Below are 17287 nucleotides of genomic sequence, written 5' to 3'. Positions count from 1 at the left end.
CGTCAGATCGTCGGTTCATACGCTTCTTTTTGCATAAGACTATGCGATTCTTGCATATCGAATTGCATTCCAGTGGGACCAGAAAGGCCAAGGGGAAAACAAAATGAAACAGATCGTTGTCGTCGGCGCAGGTAAAATCGGTGCAACCATTGCCGATCTTCTGGCTTCCACAGGTGAGTATGACGTCACCGTCGTCGATCGTTCGCAGGCACAGCTCGACGCGCTGGAATCCGGCGCTTCGGTCAAGACGCAGGCGCTCGATATCGAAGACGCCAAGGCGCTTGAAGCTGCCCTTACCGGCAAGTTTGCCGTGCTGAGTGCCGCTCCGTTCCACCTGACCACCCGCATCGCCGAAGCCGCTGCCAAGGCAGGCGTTCACTATCTCGATCTGACCGAAGACGTTGCCAGCACGCGCCGCGTGAAGGAACTCGCGCAAGAAGCCAAGACGGCTTTCATCCCGCAGTGTGGCCTTGCCCCCGGCTTCATCTCCATCGTCGCTTATGATCTGGCCAAGCGTTTCGACAAGCTCGATAGCGTTCGCATGCGCGTCGGCGCTCTGCCGCAATATCCGTCCAATGCGCTCAACTACAACCTGACCTGGAGCACCGACGGCGTCATCAACGAATATATCGAGCCTTGCGAAGCCATCGTGGACGGCGAACTGTCGGAAGTTCCCGCGCTGGAAGAACGTGAAGAATTCTCGCTCGACGGCGTGACCTATGAAGCGTTCAACACGTCTGGCGGTCTCGGCACGCTGTGCGAAACACTGGAAGGCAAGGTGCGCACCCTCAACTACCGCACCATTCGCTATCCGGGCCACGTTGCGCTCATGAAGGCGCTTCTGAACGATCTCGGCCTGCGTCATCGCCGCGAAGTTCTGAAGGACATCTTCGAAAACGCGCTACCGACTACGCTTCAGGACGTTGTCGTGATCTTCGTGACCGTTTCCGGCACCAAGAATGGCCGTCTGGTTCAAGAAACCTACGCAAACAAGGTTTATGCTGCGCAGGTTGGCAAGATCGTCCGTTCCGGCATCCAGATCACCACGGCTTCGGCCATTTGCGCGGTGCTCGACATGCTGGCTAAGGGCGACCTGCCGCAGAAAGGCTTCATTCGTCAGGAAGACATCACGCTGGAAGCATTCCTCGCGAACCGCTTCGGCAAGGCCTATGCACAGGACGACCATTCCACGCGTCTGGTTGCCTGATTTTTCTGGGCTGATGAACTTGGGCTCACTGCGTGCCAGCGCAGTGAGCCCTTTCGTGCTTTTGGCCAAGGGGGCTTGCCACCGGGGCTTTGAGAAACGGGCGAACTCTCGCCTCATGCAACGGCACTCCGGTCAACAGCCGGAATTGCACAGGACTATGAAACAGGGAAATCATGTTGAAATCAGTTTTGCTGGCCGGTCTGGCCACTGTCGTTCTCGCCTTGCCCGTTCAGGCCAAGGAATGGAAGGAAATCCGTATCGCCAGCGAGGGCGCATATCCTCCGTTCAATTACATGTCGCCAGAAGGCAAGCTCGTTGGCTTCGATCTCGATATCGCCAATGCTCTGTGCGAAGCCATGGAAGCCAAGTGCACGGTCGTCGCCAATGATTGGGATGGCATGATCCCCGGCCTGCAGGCCAACAAGTTCGACGCAGTGATCGCATCGATGGCCATCACGCCGGAACGCGAACAGCAGGTTGCCTTTACCGAGCGCTATTACACGACGCCGCTTGCAGTCGTCGTGCCCAAGGATACGGACCTCACTTCGCTTGAACCGTCGGCATTTGATGGCAAGACCATCGGCGCACAGGCTGGCACCACGCAGGGCAATTATGCCGATGACGTTTATGGCAAGGCTGGCGCTGACGTGAAGCTCTATCCGACCGCCGACGAAGCCAATGCCGATCTGGAAAGCGGTCGCGTCGATGCGATTGCAGCCGACAAGTTCCTCGCTGCCGACTGGCTGAAGAAGCAGGGCGCGGATTGCTGCAAGTTCCTCGGCGACATTCCGGGTTCCGAAACCAAAATCGCCGTGGCGCTGCGCAAGGGCGATGACGATCTGCGCGAGCAGTTCAATGCCGCGATCAAGAAGATCCGCGAAAACGGCACCTACGACACGATCCGCAAGAAGTACTTCGATTTCGACATCTATTGATCTTAAAATATCATCGGATGCCGCCAAAAGCCTACTTGATGTTGGCGGCATCCGGTGCTTCAGTCAAACTGAAGCCGATGAGGTTCGCGCGCTGCACTAAACAGCGAATTTCTGTCGGACGAACTAAAAAGCAGTCAACAAAAATAAGCATTTAAGGGGAAACCATCATGCTGAAATCTATCCTTGCCGCGGGCCTTTTTGCTGGCCTTTCCACTGTGGCCGCCGTTATTCCGGCGCAGGCAAAGGAATGGAAGGAAATTCGCATCGCGACGGAAGGCGCTTATCCGCCCTTCAACTTCGTTGCTGCTGACGGCTCCCTTCAGGGGATGGACGTTGAAATTGGAAAAGCGCTCTGCGCTGCCATGCAAGCCAAGTGCACGATTGTCGCCAATGACTGGGACGGCATGATCCCAGGCCTGAAGTCGAACAAGTTCGACGCTGTTCTCGCTTCCATGAGCATCACCGAAGAGCGCAAGAAGCAGGTCGCATTCACGGACAAATATTATTCCACGCCGCTCGCGGTTGCCGTTCCGAAGGACAGCGCGATCACTTCGGTTGACGTTGAAGCGTTGAAGGGCAAGACCATCGGTGCGCAGGCTTCCACGACGCAGGCAACCTATGCCGAAGACGTTTATGCAAAGGGTGGTGCCGAAGCCAAACTTTACCCGACCGCCGACGAAGCCAATGCCGATCTCAAGAGCGGTCGTCTGGATGCCGTCGTGTCGGACAAGTTCCCGCTCGTGGATTGGCTTAAGGCTGATGGCGCTGATTGCTGCAAGCTTCTCGGAGACGTGCCGGGAACGCAGACCGCAGCCGGTATTGCCGTCCGGCAGGAAGACAACGATCTGCGCGAACAGCTGAATGCCGCGATCAAGAAAATCCGCGATGACGGCACCTATGCCACCATCGTGAAGAAATATTTCGACTTCGACATTTATTGATCCCGACCAGCAGCAGACTTTGCTGCAAGCAGAAACGCGCCAGCTAAACGCTGGCGCGTATTGTAATGAGAATGCCGGAAATACCGATGCAAAATCAGGATATTATCGTTCTAGGCGCTGGCATTGTCGGCGTTTCGGCTGCGCTTCATTTGCAGGCGCGCGGACGTTCCGTCTGTCTGATCGACAAGGCAGAGCCGGGGCAGGGAACGAGTTTCGGCAATGCCGGCCTGATCGAACGCTCCAGCGTCATTCCCTATTCCTTTCCGCAGGGTTTTGGGAAGCTTCTGCGCTACGCCACCAATCGCCGTACCGATGTGCGCTATTCTCCGCTTTATGTTCCGCGGATGGCGCGCTGGCTTTACCGTTACTGGCGGGAATCGTCGCCGGAACGTCTGGAGATTGCCGCACAGGCCATGCTGCCGCTGATCGAAGCAAGCGTGCATGAGCATGATGCTCTGATTGCGGAGGCGGGCTGCGAAAAGCTCATTCGCAAACAGGGCTGGATGCAGGTTTACCGCAACCAGTCCGGTTTTGATGCCGCGGTGCGTCGTCTGCCCAATTTACAGCGCTTCAATCTGGCCTATGACATTCTGGATGCCGGAGCCTTGCGCGCACGCGAAACCGCTCTGGGCGAGGTTGCGGGTGCCATTCACTGGCTCGATCCCAAATCGGTGGTCAATCCGGCTGGACTTGTGCGGGCCTACGCCGATCTATTCATCAATCGCGGCGGCAGATTTGTACATGGCGACGCGTCAACGCTGGCGCAGAATGGCGACAACTGGCAGGTGACGACGCGGGAAGGGCCGGTTAAGGCGCGTGAGGTTGTCGTGGCGCTTGGGCCTCAGTCGGGGCTCATTTTCCACCGCTTCGGCTATCCCATTCCGCTGGGCATCAAACGCGGCCATCACCTGCATTTCGCAATGCGCAACAATACGCGACTGGGCCATACAGTGGTGGATGAGGAAGCCGGTTACGTTTTGGCGCCGATGGTGCAGGGTGTACGGCTGACCACCGGCATCGAATTCGCTTCGCCCTCGGCTGCGGCCAATCGTATCCAGCTTGGAAAGACGGAGAAGATTGCGCGGCGTCTGGTGCCGCAGCTTGGAGAGCCGGTGGACAGCACGCCATGGCTTGGTCTGCGCCCATGCCTACCAGACATGCGACCGGTGATTGGTCCGGTACCGCGCCACAAGGGATTGTGGTTCGATTTCGGCCACGCCCATCATGGCTTGACGCTGGGCCCTGCAAGCGGACGCCTCATCGCTGAAATGATGACAGGCGAGAAAACCTATATCGATCCGACGCCTTATTCGGCAGAACGCTTCCTGTAATCGTTGAATATTTTGTGACAGGCTTGTCAGAGGCGACGAAGCGGGGCTATCAATTCACCCCTCACATTATTCCGCAGTTCTGCGGACCAATTGATCCGGAAAATCCTCGTGAAAAAGAATTCCCTGGGCCGCACCGGCCTCTCTGTCACTGAAATTTGCCTCGGAACCATGACCTGGGGTGTGCAGAACACCGAAGCCGACGCCCACGAACAGCTGGATATTGCTGTCGATGCAGGCATCAACTTCATCGACACGGCGGAAGGCTATGCCATTCCGATGAGCGCTGAAAGCTACGGCAAGACCGAGACCTATATCGGCAACTGGTTCAAGAAATCGGGCAAGCGCGACAAGGTCATTCTCGCCAGCAAGATTGCGGGCGGCGGTCGTCAGGAGTGGATTCGCGGCGGCGCCCGCCCAAGCCGGGCCAGTGTGCGCGAAGCGGTTGAGAACAGCCTGAAGCGCCTTCAGACCGATCACATCGATCTTTACCAGATCCATTGGCCGATGCGCTCGCATTATCATTTCGGACAGGGGTGGAATTTTGATTTCACCAAGAACGATGCGAAGTCGGAATTGCAGCATATGCATGACACTTTGCTCGGCCTCGACGATATGGTTCGCGAAGGCAAGATCCGTCATGTCGGTCTTTCCAACGAAACCGCATGGGGAACGATGCGCTGGCTGCGTCTGGCTGAGGAACACGGTCTGCCGCGCATGGCGTCGATCCAGAACGAATATGGTCTGTTGCAGCGCCACTATGATTACGACATGGCTGAAGTGTCTTTGGCGGAAGATATCGGACTGCTGGCCTATTCGACACTCGCCGCAGGCGTGCTGACGGGCAAATATCTTGGCGGCAATGTGCCAGCCGGTTCACGCGCGGCGGTCACCGATGGCGGCCTGTGGCGTGACAATTCCCATTCGGAACCGGTGGTGCGTGCTTATATTGATGTTGCCAGGAAGCATGGCCTCGATATCGCCCAGATGGGCATTGCCTTCTCTTTGACCCGCCCGTTCATGACCTCGGTCATCATCGGGGCCACGACTGTTGAGCAGCTGAAAACGGATATCGCGGCCCATGAGCTGAAACTGTCGGACGAAGTGCTGGCTGATATTGCGGATGTTTACCGCAACAATCCGCGCCCGCTCTGATCGCGCTCAATAGAGCGCGGTTCGATGTGATTGGATCAGATCGGCGCTCTAATTCTTTGTTTTAACGCGCATCTTTTCCGAAAACCGTTTCACACTTTTCGGGATGCGCTCTAATGCTGACTATGAGAAGCCCGGTTTTGACCGGGCTTTCTGTTATCCGGCCAGATAAAACTCATTCTTGACGATCCACTGGTCGATTGGGGTCATGCTGGACGAACTGACAATGACCATGCGGTCGAAACGAAGGCTACGACCGGACAGTGCGTCTGAAAGACGTTTTATTTCAGCGCGTTTCTCCGGCGTCTCCTGAACGCCATAGGCAAGAGACACGTGCGGGACGAAACTTGCGAGATCGTCCATACCCGAAATGCCGATTGTATCTCGCTTCAAATCCATCAGCGGCGGCGTTTTCTCCAATTCGGCATAGAACGAACGGAAATAGGCTTCCGTTGCAGTTATACCGTCGATCTTGATATCGAGCGGCTTGCGCCCCATCGCGAGGCTGAGAACCAGCGGCTGAAGCTCTTCAGCCGAACGCTCCATATCGGGGATCAAGGTCGCATGCGGTTCGAAAACTGGCGTATCAAAGCGAAGCGCCAGATCGCGAACTATCGTTTCGAGAAACTGGAGGTCGCCACGCGACGGGCGCAGCCAGACGGAATGAAATGTCATGTGTCAGGCACCCTTTGCGCCCTTGGTCGCATAGTCTGTTTTCAGGGGCCGCACACTACCGCGCAGAATGAGCGGCATGTCCAGGATAATCGTCTGCGGCGGCTCATTGGGTGCGCTTTGTCGTTCATCGAGCAGGCGAACGATTTCCGCCGAAAGGCGCTCCGCATTCTGATCGAATGTCGTCAGACGATATGCGCCCCAGCGCGCCTCGGCCACATTATCGAAACCGATGATCGACAGATCATCGGGAATGCTGAGATTATAGACATCGCGGGCGCAATCCATCAGCCCAAACGCCATCAGATCATTCACGCAAAGCACGGCATCAACCCGGTCCTTATCGCCAAGAAGCAGCGAACCGGCAGCAAACCCGCTGTCATAATCCGTCAGTTCACCGCGCTGCACGACCACCGGCAGGCCCATACTGGCTGCCTTTGCGACAAAGGCCTGCTCTCGTTCCACAAGGCTCGGACTGCCGACGCTTGATGTAATCAGGCCAAGCTTTTTCAAACCCCGCGCAGTAAAAACATCGACCGCCGTTTCCGCTGCCAGCTTGTTGTTGGCGTGGACGCGGTCTGCCCCGGCCTCTGTCCGGCCCACGAGAATGAGCGGTTGGCCATTTCGCTGCGCCAGTTCGACGAAGGACGAGGAAGGCATGCCCGACAGAACCACCGTCGCTTCCGCGCGATAACGCAACAGCGCCTCGTGGGCGGCAGAAAGGTTTTCGCCATGCTGACCGGTGGGGATCAAAACCGGCACATTGCCGCGCGCCGCAAGGCGTCGGGAAAGGGTGGCGATCTGGCGGGCACGAAAAGGGCTGTCGGGATCGGCGGCGATCATGCCGACGATACGGCTGCGGTGGGCGAGAAGTCCGCGAGCAAGATCGTTAACCTGATAGCCAAGCTTGTCGGCGGCTTTCAGCACTTTCTCGCGGGTTGCAGCCGAGACGCTCGCGCCGGGCGTGAAGGTGCGCGAGACGGCGGAGCGCGAAACGCCTGCTTCCTGCGCCACTTCATGCGCGCTGATGAAGCGCGGGCCACCACTGGCGTCCTGATCCTGCTGAGCCATTTCTAGCGCCCCACTTTCGAAAGAACATCGGCGCGAAGAAAGCGCTCCACAACGAACATGAATGCAATCGACGGCACAAGCAGTATCAACGCGCTGATTGATGCAATCTGATAGTTGCCACCAGAGCTTGCCGTATAGAGCAAGAGCGGCAGGGTGGAAATGTCCGGTGCGCCCACGAAATAGGTCCCGGTAAATTCATCCAGCGATTCGAGGAAAACGAAGATCGCGCTTGCCAGCAGCCCCGGTGCTGCAATTGGCAATGTGATGTCGAAGAAGGTTTTCATCGCGGAAGCGCCCATGGAACGCGCGGCCTCTTCAAGCTCGTTGTCGATGGCCGAGAAGGCGGCGGTTGCAATCCAGACCGCATAGACCAGACCATGCGTGACATGCACCAACACCACGCCGATGATCGTGCCATTGAGGCCGAACGAATAGAACATTTGCGCGATGTTCACATAGACCGGGAGGTTGGGAAAGGCTTGCGGGATCAGAAGCGTCAGCAGGATCAGGCCACGAAACGGCAGTTTCAGCCTTGCCAGCGCATAGCCCGCTGGAATGGCCAGACCAAGCGAGACGATCACGGTCAGGATCGCGATGAGAACACTGGTTCCAAGCGACGACAAGGCATTGCCGCGCGGCGAGAACACATTGGCCCAGAAGGAAAAACCGTATTGCAGCGGCAGTGTGTGTGGAAAATACCAGCGTTCCGCCACAGCCCACAGGAGGAGGTTGGCCAGCGGGCCGAAAATCGCGAAGGCCAGAAGGCCGAGTATGATGCCGCGCGGTATCCAGCGCCAGTCGAAGGTGGTGCTCATTTGCCGTGCTCCTTCATGGTCTGGCGCAGATAGATCCACGCCACCAGACTGGTCATCAGCAGCGAAATCGTGCCAAGCGCATTGGCGACACCGTAATCGCCATAGGCATTGATGCGGAAGGCCATATTGGCGGTAATCATGGTGGGTGATTGCGCGTTGATCATCAGCGGTACGGACAGCACCGACATCATGGTCACGAAGCTTAAGATAAGCCCCACAAGAAGCGTCTGGCGCACCTGTGGCAGAACAATCTCGATCAGGATACGCAGGCGTCCTGCGCCCAGATTGCGGGCGGATTCAATGGTGCTTCTGTCGAGCGAAGCCATAGCGCCTGCCAGCAGCAGGGTGACGAACGGGGTTTGTTTCCAGACGAAAGCGATGGTAATGCCGCGCCAGTCAAGAAAGCTCATCGCCTGCAACGGCGTCAATATGCCGGTTTCGATCAGCAGGCTGTTCATCAGACCGTTCTTGGCGAGAAAGGTCCGCAAAATCTGTCCGACGACGATAAAGGGAATGAACAAGGGCCAGCGATAGAGCCACCGCAGCACCGCGACAGCGCGCGGATTGGAGCCGAGCGTCAGGTAACCGCTGATCGCGATGGAGAGCAGTGCGATCAGCGCCGACGACAGCACGACAATCAGCAATGTGAACAGAATGTCGCTTGAATAAAGCTCGAATGTCTTGGTGAAATTGCCGAAACCCCATTGCCCGGACACATAAAATGCTCCGGTGAGGGCGCCGAACAGCGGCACGATGAACAATACCACGACGATTGCCAATGCAGGCGCGACCAGCAGTAAACCCGTCAGTCTTGGCGACATTCGAGACCTCATGAAAACGATGGAATGCCGGATGCGCCTGCGGCGGCCCATCCGGCAACGCGGTTATCAGTTGCCAACTTGACGTTCGTAGGCTTCGAGAATGGCGGTGTTGTACGGCGCAATCGGGAAGGACTTGCCGAACTTGCCCAGATCATCTGACGAGATATCGGTGAAAAGCTTGTTCCAGGTGTCGGCATCGAGTTCCGATTTGACGTTATCGGCGTCAATGCCCGGATACCAGTTAAAGCGCTTCACAATGCCTTCGGCCTGAACCTTCGGGCTGGTTGCCAGCGCGACGAACTTTTCGGCCAGTTCTTTATTCGCACTCTTTTCCGGGATCACATAATGCATCGGCTGGCCCGGCATGCCCGGCTCAGGCAAAACAAGCTTCATTTCGGGCGGCAACTGGCCATTGGCCTTCCATGAATAGAACATATCCACCCAGACCGGACCCATGGCGATTTCGCCGCGGCTCAGCATATCCAGCGTACCGGCATTGCCCGGCGTCAGGGTCGCGTTCTTGGTGAACTCCTTCAGCGACGCAAAAGCCTTGTCCCAATTCTTGGCTTCGCCTTCTTCGAACGGTCCCTGCTGAAGCTTGTTCGCATCGCCGCCATAGGCATAAATCCAGCCCATGACGAAGCTGACGCCCGAAGCACCGCCCTTGATGCCGTTATAGCCGAACTGCTTCGGATTTTCCTTGGCCCAGGCGACGAGTTCGTCATAGCTCTTGGGCGGTGTGGCGACGAGTGCGGGATTATAGGCAAGCGCGGTCTGGCTGTTGAACATCGGCATGACATAGCCGTCGACATTGGTGCCAAGCGCCATCTTAGCATTGTCGCGGGTTACCAGCTTGCCGGTTTCGATCTTGCCGCGATAATTTTCAAGGAATTTGCCGGTGACCATCGGCCCGGCGAACTTTTCATGGATGACGGCAACGTCCGTATCCCACTTTTCGACGCCTGCCTTGGACTGGGCTTCGAAACGTTCGAGAATCTTCTGCGAACCGGCATCGCCTGGGCCGGTGCCGACAACGCGCACGGTCGTGCCCGGATTTTCCTTCTCGAACAATGGTCCGAGATACTGGTTGACGTAATCGACCATGTTCTGGTCACCGGCGGTAAGCACCGTCAGTTCGTCGGCGGATGCAGGGGCCACGGTAAGACCGAGTACCATTGCTGCTTTCAGGACCGTTCTCATGAAAAACTCCTGTTAAATCCGGATCATCCGGTTTGTAGATTGCGATTGGGATGCAAGGCATCCTGTTGCTTCATCGGGAATTTTTAAGCTGCTGCGGACTGGTTGATGCCCGCAGTTACTGACATTGGCCGAGCCGAAACGCCGCCCGGCAAAACTGGTGCGGGACTACTTGTCGAACAGAAACAGCGCCTGTTCGGGTATCTGGATTTCGACATCCGTACCGGGTTGGTGGCTTTCCTGCGCATCGACCATGATATGGCGGTCGCCGATGCTGACCATGTGTCGCCAAAGGCCGCCGGGATAGCTGGTCTGCTCCACCCTGCCTGTGAGGACGAGGGCAGGTGCATTGTCGCGCTGTGTGCCCGGCTTTACGAGATGCGCAGCTTCGCTGCGGAAGCGCGCGGAAGCGATTCCATCGGAAAGAGTGCGCCTTCCGGCTGGAATAGTGCTTGCCTTGTTATGCGCGCCTGCCGCGATTTCGATCCTGTCAGCTTTGATCGCAACAGGCAGTTCAATCAGGTTTTCCGCGCCCATGAAGGCGGCCACAAAATCGGACGCCGGATGGTTGTAGACTTCCTCGGGTGCGCCAGCCTGGGCGATCTCGCCATTGTTGAGAATCACGATCCGATCCGCCATGACCATCGCCTCTTCGCGATCATGGGTCACGTGAACCGCCGTAATACCCAAACGGCGCTGCAAGGCGCTGATTTCATGACGCACCGACAGACGGATACGCGCGTCAAGATTGGAGAGAGGCTCGTCAAGAAGCAGAATGTTGGGCTGGATGGCCAGTGCACGACCCAGCGCGACGCGCTGGCGCTGGCCACCGGATAGCGCCGCGGGCTTCCTTTCCAGCAGTGCGTCGAGGCCAAGCAGGCGGGCGACTTCCTGCACCTTCTGCTTGATCGTGTCTTTGGCAATACCGCGAATGCGCAGACCATAGCCGATGTTCTGCGCAACCGTCATGTGCGGCCACAACGCATAGGACTGGAATACCAGCGCCATGCCGCGCTTGTCCGGCGGTAGGCGAGTCACATCAGCACCATTGACTTTGATCGCGCCGCTGCTGGGCGTGTTGAAACCAGCGATTGCACGCAGCAGGGTTGTTTTTCCACAACCTGACGATCCGAGCAGGGCAACGAATTCGCCTTTGCGGACCGACAGATCTACCCCTTTGAGAACCTCATTATTGCCATAACGAACGCGCGCGCTCGCCACCTCCAGAAAAGCTGGCATAGGCGTCTCCTCCCCAGGATCGCCGGCTGCTTTTATTTTTTCTGCACAGCCGTGCAATTCAGATTGAAACATCTTTATGAGACCTCGACAAGCGGCAAAAACAGTTCCAATGCAGAAACAGCGCGAATGCACCCCCACATCGTTGCCCCCTGTTTAATAGGCTTTTATTACAGCGATGTGACGCAGCGCGACCGAGGTGGACAGCTTTGCATTCAATTCGGACAGGGCCGGTCCATTGTTTAAGCTTGATGAATGAGCCGCCATGGAAGCCCAAACCGCGCTGCATTTCGGTTTTCAATGGATGCAAAAATGCAATGGCGTGCAACAGCCCCAATATCCGCCTGATTTAGATGAGATGCTGCTAATAAGAGCAAAGGGAGGATGCAACAACGGAGCCTTATTCCGTGCCGCAACGCGTTTTGTCCGGCTTCAATAATTCGGTTGCATAATCTTACAATTGCAACTAAAGATTGATTTGCGGCATTCACACGGTTTTTGAGGGAAGGCCGTTTTGATTTTCTAAAACCCAGGGGGAATACAGGTTTCGAGTCCGTTCCATTAAACCCGTGGCGCTCCCAATATTTATTCTTTTTTTCGGTTTGATGATTGAGGATAATATGAGCATAGTCATGAAGAATAATTCAATGAATTTATCGACTTATGATCCATCGCCAGTAATCAACGCAATGCAGCTGGCATCGCTGGATGGCGGTGGCAAACCCGATATCGATTACGGGTTTTCAGACATTGGCGAGAGGACGTATCACTCGCTCGAAACCATAGCCATCATCGTGCTCGAAATGGTGCGCGGGTTGAGATGGAAGCCCTTTGAGGGGCCTGAGGAGACCATCAATTGCCCGGCAGGTATGACGTTCATCATTCCCGCTCACATGAGCTGCGCAATCGTGTGGCCCAAAAATACCGCGCATCTGACGGTGACGCTCGACACGTCGTTCTTCTCGGCGGAAGAAAGCGAAGAAGCTACCCATAGCTGGACGCCAATTCATTTTTCCAACAGACAGTGCCTGCAACTGGCGCAGATCCTTTGGGGCGAGCTACAAGTATCACCTCATGTAAGCAGCACCTATATGGATGCGTTCCGCACGGTGCTGACAGGCGTGCTGGTGCGCAATGCGTCTATCGCCCGCGGTAGCAACAAACAACAGTTTGGGCTCAGCAATTATGCCTGCCGGCAGATTGAGAATTATCTCAGGGAAAATTATCGCCAGCAGGTATCTGTGCCGGACATGGCATCCCTGATCGGGATTTCAGCGGGCCATTTTGCAACCTGTTTTCGCGCAAGCTTCGGTCTCACACCACATCAATATCTGATGCGACTGCGGCTGGACGAAGCCGAGCGATGCCTGCGCGAGACCGATATATCCTTGAGTGAGCTTGCCGCCACGTTGGGTTTCTCCAGCCAGAGCCACATGACGACTGCGCTTCGCAAATATCGCCATCTGACGCCGGGAGAAGTCCGGCGGCGCAGTTACGCGCAGCGGCGGAAGAATCTGTCCTGAACCATCAACTGATACGCGGACTCGGATTGGCCCGGCTTCATGCCGGGCCATGTCGTTTCTATCGCGTTGATTCTGTTGAGCGCTCAGGCCTGCAACGGCGCGAGATATCAGTTTCCCGTGCCACCATTGGCATTTGAGGACGCGTTGCGGCGCACCCATTTGCGCCAGATGTAGATTTCGCTGCGCCGGCGGATACGACGAACCCGGTGAGAATCGTGAGAAAGCACGATCAGGCCAAGCGGAAGCATCCAAAAACCCAGCACAGGAAGAAAACCCAGTGCACCACCGGCCACCAGAGTGCCGCCCAACATGCGGCGCATCATCACCGATTGGGGAATCGGGATTCGCCGACCAAGAATCAAAATGACCTTGCGGGGCGCTTTGGGGTTCGTTTCTTCGTTCACTGGACCAGGTCTCTCCACAGCTGCTGCATATTTTTTACGTCTGAATGTCCCAGAGAATATAGGGTTTCGTGAGGCAGATGCAAAAAGTTGGAAAAAATACGATTTTGCCCTTTGCAAACCCGAAATCCTTTTGCTATACGCCACATCGCTGACGCAACGAGCACCTGTTCCCCGGTAGCTCAGTGGTAGAGCAACCGGCTGTTAACCGGTTGGTCGCTGGTTCGAATCCGGCCCGGGGAGCCACTTCAATTGCTGAAGTTGCTTAATATCTCAATCACTTGCACAAAACTAGTCAAGCATTGCATTAGCAATGGACTGTGACTGAACGGCGTTTTACCCGTTTCAGTTCAGGCAAATTTCTCCATCTTTAAATCGTCACGTGCAGAGCGCGAATCACTTCGCCGCAGTGGCACATTGGGCCGCAGAACCGTCATTGAATGCTGATGGCTTCAGGCAGGCGCAGGAGAGCGTTCAGTCGATTTTTCCGCAATCCCCAGTCCAGAGATGGTTCACGAGCCAGCGGGCTGCGCTGGAGCCGCAGAATGCCGTTGTGCGGAGAAGAGCAGGTCCGGTTTGAGATCCCCCATCCCGACATAGGGATTTGCGTGGTTTGCCAATATCCAAAGACTGATCGTGGCTGTGAGCACGTAGAGGATCAGGGCACGCCGCCCGGCAAGCGGTCGGTCGGCATGGACCGAAGCAATCGTGATGGCTGTCAGCAGGGTCAGGAAAAGGACGAGATACCACTTGGATTCGTCGATCGACGCGCTCGCCACCGCCAATCGCTCATTACGGGCATCCTGAAGTTCGTCAAAATCATTGACGAGTTGCGAGACAATCGGACCGGGCAGGCCCGAAAGCGCAATCTTTTGGACCATGGCGCGAATCTCCAGAATCGCGTGATCCACTTCCAATGTCGAAGCCGTGTTGTTCCGTCGTCCCCATTCATCGTCGACCACGATGGTGCGATAGTTGAGCACCGCAGTCTTTAGTTCCTCATCGTTGAGAACCATGGGGTTAGCTGTATCCAGCAATCGGTGGATGGCAGAGCGCTCCTTGCTCACGGAAAAATCGGCGCGAGAATTGAGCGACCATGCGTCGGCAGCGACAAAGCCAATGGAAAGCGCCCATGCGGTTGCAATCGTTCCGAGAAAGGCCGGTGCAGGTATGGAAAAAATATCGTGTTTGGCGTGCACATTGAGATATCGTAGCGCGCAATAGCCGATAGCGAATAGTATAAGAGCAAAAGCTATGAAAAACAAAAAGACGGCATAGGTGGGAAATTCTAGAAACGTCGCGAGCATTGTTTATGTCTCCACCTAACCCCTGAATAGTGGGGGCAATAATAACTGCTCGTCCGGCTCTGGCAATCGAGAGCGCAAACAATAAACAGAAAGGTCGGCCCGTAAACAATGCCGACGCGGAACCTCCGGGGAGGGAGCTTCGATGATTTATCCTGTGCATGACAGTCATGGTAATCGCATCGGCACCATCATGCCTGAAGACAGCGAAAACCCCGAGGAACGCTGGATCGCCTACGCGCTGCACAATCAGCGAATGGCGTTCGGCAGCTGGCAGGCAGCACGGGACTGGATTGAAAGAAAAGCCGCAGATGAGGGCGCGCGATAAGCCACTTCCGGAAGATGTTCCGTGTGCGTCTTATCGGTTAACCTAATTTAGCGGTTTCATGTGCATTTAAAACTGACATAGCTATACTTTTTTTGAAAAGGAACTGTCACGCTTGGGAGAATATTGATGCTACGGATTGCAGCTGTTGGTCTTGCTTCGCTTTTTCTTTGTCTGCCTGCGACGGCGGCCTCTAAAAAATGCGCCAATGCGCAAGATCAGGCCACGATGACCCAATGCGCTGGCGATGATTTTTCTGCTGCTGATAAGAAGCTCAACGCCAGCTTCAAGGAAATCCAGAAGCGTCTTGCCGATGACGCCGATGGAAAGGCGCGGTTTGTCAAAGCCCAGCGCGCATGGATTGCATTCAGAGATGCCGAATGCGGTTTCAATGCGGGCAATTCTTCCGGCGGCAGCATCTATCCGATGCTTGTTGCCAGCTGCAAAACTGACCTGACAGAGCAGCGCAATAAGCAACTGCGGACTTATCTAAGCTGCGAAGAGGGTGATCTCAGTTGTCCGGTTCCGGCTAATTGATTCTTTGCTTCCGAAGCGCAGCGCCATATTTCGGGCTGCAACGGGGCGCACACTCCTGATCGGAAGAGCAGGCGGAACTATAACGATCATAAGCCTGTCTTCCGAACCAAGGAGGATATGCCGTGAAAACGATGATTCTAGCGATCGGATTGGTCGCGCTATCGACGGCTGGCGCGTTTGCAGCCGAACCTGCCAAGATGATGGATAGCCAGTCCGGCAAAATACTGACCACACCGAAGGGCATGACGCTCTATACGTTTGACAAGGACGAAGGCGGTAAATCGTCCTGCGATGCCAAATGCCTGAAGATGTGGCCTGCATTTCATGCCGACAAAGGCGCAAAATCGGACGGCGACTTTTCTGTCGTCAAAGCCACGGACGGCAAGGATATGTGGGCTTACAAGGGAATGCCGCTTTATCGTTACCACGATGACATGAAGATGGGTGACGTTAAAGGCGACGGCAAGGGCGGCGTCTGGCACGTCGTCAAATGAAAGAGGGCGCTACGGCGCCCTTTTCGCTTCTAATCGTCATGAAATCATCCGCGTATGGTGACGGCGTAAAGCAAAGCCAGAAAATTGACGAGCATGAAGCCTGTTCCCATATAGGGCAAGGCCTTTGCAAAAAAGAACTGCAGCTTGGCCATAAATCATCTCCGCAATTGAACGATTGCGGCACTCTACAGGCCATTTCAATCCAGGATTCGGCAGCGAGGTTTCCAGCTGTTGCAATTTGTAACGTCAGATTGCCGACGAGGGATCAATTTCCGGTCGGCGCGGTTGCGCCGGAGACACCCTTGTCGGGAACCGGCGGCTTGTTGCCGTCCGGATTGGTCACCATAGTCAAAGCCGCTAACGCCAGCAGAATGGGGGCGGCCAGCATGGCCACGCGCAAAACGAAGCAAGCCGCGTGCTTCACTCGTCTCCATGTCGAGGCCTGTCTCATGGGCTTATTGTTGCACAGCTTGTCCTTTCCAATGCGTTAACAGATTGTAATGTTCTAAAATTCCTCAATCACACTGGCCGCAGGCGTTCATTCGTAGGCCAAGAGAAAACACCAAGGATTTTTTACACAAAGGGCTCGAATCGCTTGACGAAGTGGGCAGGGATCAATATTGGAACTGCGCAGAGCCGAACCAATTGATTTGGAAACGCTCTCAGGAAGGCCTCGTGGCGGAGTGGTTACGCAGAGGACTGCAAATCCTTGCACCCCGGTTCGATTCCGGGCGAGGCCTCCATCTCTTTCTCAAAATCACTGTAAGCGGTTGATATCCAAGGTTTTATTTTCTTGGGTGTGGCAATCTATTCACACGGTGTTCTGCCGCACTTTGATCGGGTGTGGCAAACCATGCCGTCTTTTGGCTCTCAGCCTCCGCAATATGTTCGCCCCGGCTTAGTAACTGACTGAAATTTCAATACTGTGGAGGGCGTCTAGATGCCGAAATACGGCATGTGCCGTATATCATCGAGGCCAAATCTGGCGTTTTCTAAACGCCGGATTGTGCGTCAGCGCCCGCATGATCTCATCGTATATCGGCGTCAGCTGGCGGGGCCAGCAAAGGAGGAACGATGAAGACCATAGCTTTGTTAGCCGTTGGTGCATTCATGACGGCAGGAACTGCATTTGCGGCCGCGCCAACGAACGGAAACCTGGATACCCAGACGGTAAAGTCCGATAAATCTACCGGGGTCATTGTCGCGGGCGGCAAGAACAGGAGCGGATTTACGACCAGTTCGGGATCGGGTTTCAGCGGTGGACGGACCATTTTCGGCGGTTGAATGATTTGCCCCGTTTAGGCGGGGCAGACGCTCACATGTGCTCT

At 55.8% G+C, this 17287-nt stretch carries 19 protein-coding genes and 2 tRNA genes; 12 read left to right on the top strand and 9 right to left on the bottom strand.

Annotated elements, in window-relative coordinates; all coding sequences use genetic code 11:
• The first annotated feature begins 103 nt into the window (after positions 1-103).
• The 5 genes from FIC94_RS02580 to FIC94_RS02560 all read left to right on the top strand — a co-directional run bounded on the left by FIC94_RS02580 (position 104) and on the right by FIC94_RS02560 (position 5566).
• Positions 104-1207 (top strand): saccharopine dehydrogenase family protein, encoded by a 1104-nt coding sequence (locus FIC94_RS02580; RefSeq protein WP_140023812.1) that lies wholly within the window; start codon positions 104-106, stop codon positions 1205-1207.
• A 173-nt stretch (positions 1208-1380) separates the two neighbouring features.
• Complete coding sequence (locus FIC94_RS02575; protein WP_109367319.1) at positions 1381-2142, top strand: ABC transporter substrate-binding protein; 762 nt, start codon at positions 1381-1383, stop codon at positions 2140-2142.
• Positions 2143-2321: 179 nt separating this feature from the next.
• Positions 2322-3083: an ABC transporter substrate-binding protein gene (locus tag FIC94_RS02570; RefSeq protein ID WP_371830817.1), complete on the top strand. Its 762-nt coding sequence runs from the start codon at positions 2322-2324 to the stop codon at positions 3081-3083.
• Between the two features lie 80 nt (positions 3084-3163).
• Complete coding sequence (locus tag FIC94_RS02565; RefSeq protein WP_140024029.1) at positions 3164-4414, top strand: NAD(P)/FAD-dependent oxidoreductase; 1251 nt, start codon at positions 3164-3166, stop codon at positions 4412-4414.
• Positions 4415-4522: 108 nt separating this feature from the next.
• Entirely contained in the window at positions 4523-5566 is a 1044-nt protein-coding gene (locus FIC94_RS02560) for an aldo/keto reductase (RefSeq protein ID WP_140023811.1), read from the top strand.
• A 153-nt stretch (positions 5567-5719) separates the two neighbouring features.
• Here the strand turns inward: FIC94_RS02560 and FIC94_RS02555 are convergent, their stop codons facing one another.
• The 6 genes from FIC94_RS02555 to FIC94_RS02530 form a co-directional block, all read right to left on the bottom strand.
• Positions 5720-6238, bottom strand: coding sequence for a 2'-5' RNA ligase family protein (locus tag FIC94_RS02555; protein WP_140023810.1), 519 nt, complete (start codon positions 6236-6238; stop codon positions 5720-5722).
• A gap of 3 nt (positions 6239-6241) precedes the next feature.
• Positions 6242-7306 carry a LacI family DNA-binding transcriptional regulator gene (locus tag FIC94_RS02550; RefSeq protein WP_140023809.1) on the bottom strand — a complete coding sequence of 355 codons (1065 nt, stop codon included), beginning with the start codon at positions 7304-7306 and terminating at the stop codon, positions 6242-6244.
• A 2-nt stretch (positions 7307-7308) separates the two neighbouring features.
• The gene (locus tag FIC94_RS02545; RefSeq protein ID WP_140023808.1) at positions 7309-8121 is read right to left on the bottom strand and encodes an ABC transporter permease; all 813 of its coding nucleotides are present in this window, start codon (positions 8119-8121) and stop codon (positions 7309-7311) included.
• On the bottom strand, positions 8118-8942 hold the full coding sequence (locus FIC94_RS02540; protein WP_140023807.1) for an ABC transporter permease: 825 nt from the start codon (positions 8940-8942) through the stop codon (positions 8118-8120). Before FIC94_RS02540 ends, FIC94_RS02545 begins: the two co-directional genes overlap by 4 nt.
• A gap of 66 nt (positions 8943-9008) precedes the next feature.
• Positions 9009-10142 carry an ABC transporter substrate-binding protein gene (locus FIC94_RS02535; RefSeq protein WP_171318840.1) on the bottom strand — a complete coding sequence of 378 codons (1134 nt, stop codon included), beginning with the start codon at positions 10140-10142 and terminating at the stop codon, positions 9009-9011.
• 165 nt (positions 10143-10307) lie between these two features.
• The gene (locus FIC94_RS02530; RefSeq protein WP_140023806.1) at positions 10308-11378 is read right to left on the bottom strand and encodes an ABC transporter ATP-binding protein; all 1071 of its coding nucleotides are present in this window, start codon (positions 11376-11378) and stop codon (positions 10308-10310) included.
• A 629-nt stretch (positions 11379-12007) separates the two neighbouring features.
• Here FIC94_RS02530 and FIC94_RS22595 point away from each other — a divergent pair.
• Positions 12008-12898, top strand: a complete 891-nt coding sequence (locus tag FIC94_RS22595; protein WP_235891939.1) for an AraC family transcriptional regulator — start codon at positions 12008-12010, stop codon at positions 12896-12898.
• Positions 12899-13005: 107 nt separating this feature from the next.
• On the opposite strand, the gene FIC94_RS02520 is transcribed toward FIC94_RS22595, so the two are convergent.
• The gene (locus tag FIC94_RS02520; protein WP_235858964.1) at positions 13006-13221 is read right to left on the bottom strand and encodes a hypothetical protein; all 216 of its coding nucleotides are present in this window, start codon (positions 13219-13221) and stop codon (positions 13006-13008) included.
• Positions 13222-13470: 249 nt separating this feature from the next.
• On the opposite strand from FIC94_RS02520, the gene FIC94_RS02515 reads away from it, so the two are divergent.
• Positions 13471-13545, top strand: a tRNA-Asn gene (locus FIC94_RS02515).
• A 266-nt stretch (positions 13546-13811) separates the two neighbouring features.
• Here the strand turns inward: FIC94_RS02515 and FIC94_RS02510 are convergent.
• Positions 13812-14606: a bestrophin-like domain gene (locus FIC94_RS02510; protein WP_140023805.1), complete on the bottom strand. Its 795-nt coding sequence runs from the start codon at positions 14604-14606 to the stop codon at positions 13812-13814.
• Positions 14607-14748: 142 nt separating this feature from the next.
• On the opposite strand from FIC94_RS02510, the gene FIC94_RS02505 reads away from it, so the two are divergent.
• The 3 genes from FIC94_RS02505 (at position 14749) to FIC94_RS02495 (ending at position 15959) form a co-directional block, all read left to right on the top strand.
• Positions 14749-14931: a hypothetical protein gene (locus FIC94_RS02505; protein ID WP_109367330.1), complete on the top strand. Its 183-nt coding sequence runs from the start codon at positions 14749-14751 to the stop codon at positions 14929-14931.
• Between the two features lie 126 nt (positions 14932-15057).
• On the top strand, positions 15058-15465 hold the full coding sequence (locus tag FIC94_RS02500; RefSeq protein ID WP_140023804.1) for a lysozyme inhibitor LprI family protein: 408 nt from the start codon (positions 15058-15060) through the stop codon (positions 15463-15465).
• Between the two features lie 122 nt (positions 15466-15587).
• Complete coding sequence (locus tag FIC94_RS02495; protein ID WP_140023803.1) at positions 15588-15959, top strand: COG4315 family predicted lipoprotein; 372 nt, start codon at positions 15588-15590, stop codon at positions 15957-15959.
• Positions 15960-16224: 265 nt separating this feature from the next.
• Here FIC94_RS02495 and FIC94_RS22350 read toward each other — a convergent pair whose 3' ends face one another.
• Positions 16225-16383 (bottom strand): hypothetical protein, encoded by a 159-nt coding sequence (locus tag FIC94_RS22350; protein WP_167836083.1) that lies wholly within the window; start codon positions 16381-16383, stop codon positions 16225-16227.
• A gap of 245 nt (positions 16384-16628) precedes the next feature.
• On the opposite strand from FIC94_RS22350, the gene FIC94_RS02490 reads away from it, so the two are divergent.
• Positions 16629-16702: transfer RNA gene (locus FIC94_RS02490), tRNA-Cys, on the top strand.
• A 331-nt stretch (positions 16703-17033) separates the two neighbouring features.
• Positions 17034-17243 carry a hypothetical protein gene (locus FIC94_RS02485; RefSeq protein WP_140023802.1) on the top strand — a complete coding sequence of 70 codons (210 nt, stop codon included), beginning with the start codon at positions 17034-17036 and terminating at the stop codon, positions 17241-17243.
• Positions 17244-17287: the final 44 nt, after the last annotated feature.

This window comes from Ochrobactrum teleogrylli (genome assembly GCF_006376685.1).
GTDB classification, from domain to species: Bacteria; Pseudomonadota; Alphaproteobacteria; order Rhizobiales; family Rhizobiaceae; genus Brucella; species Brucella teleogrylli.
The sequence above is the reverse complement of the archived record's forward strand: the minus strand, read 5'-3'. Positions and strand labels throughout refer to the sequence as shown.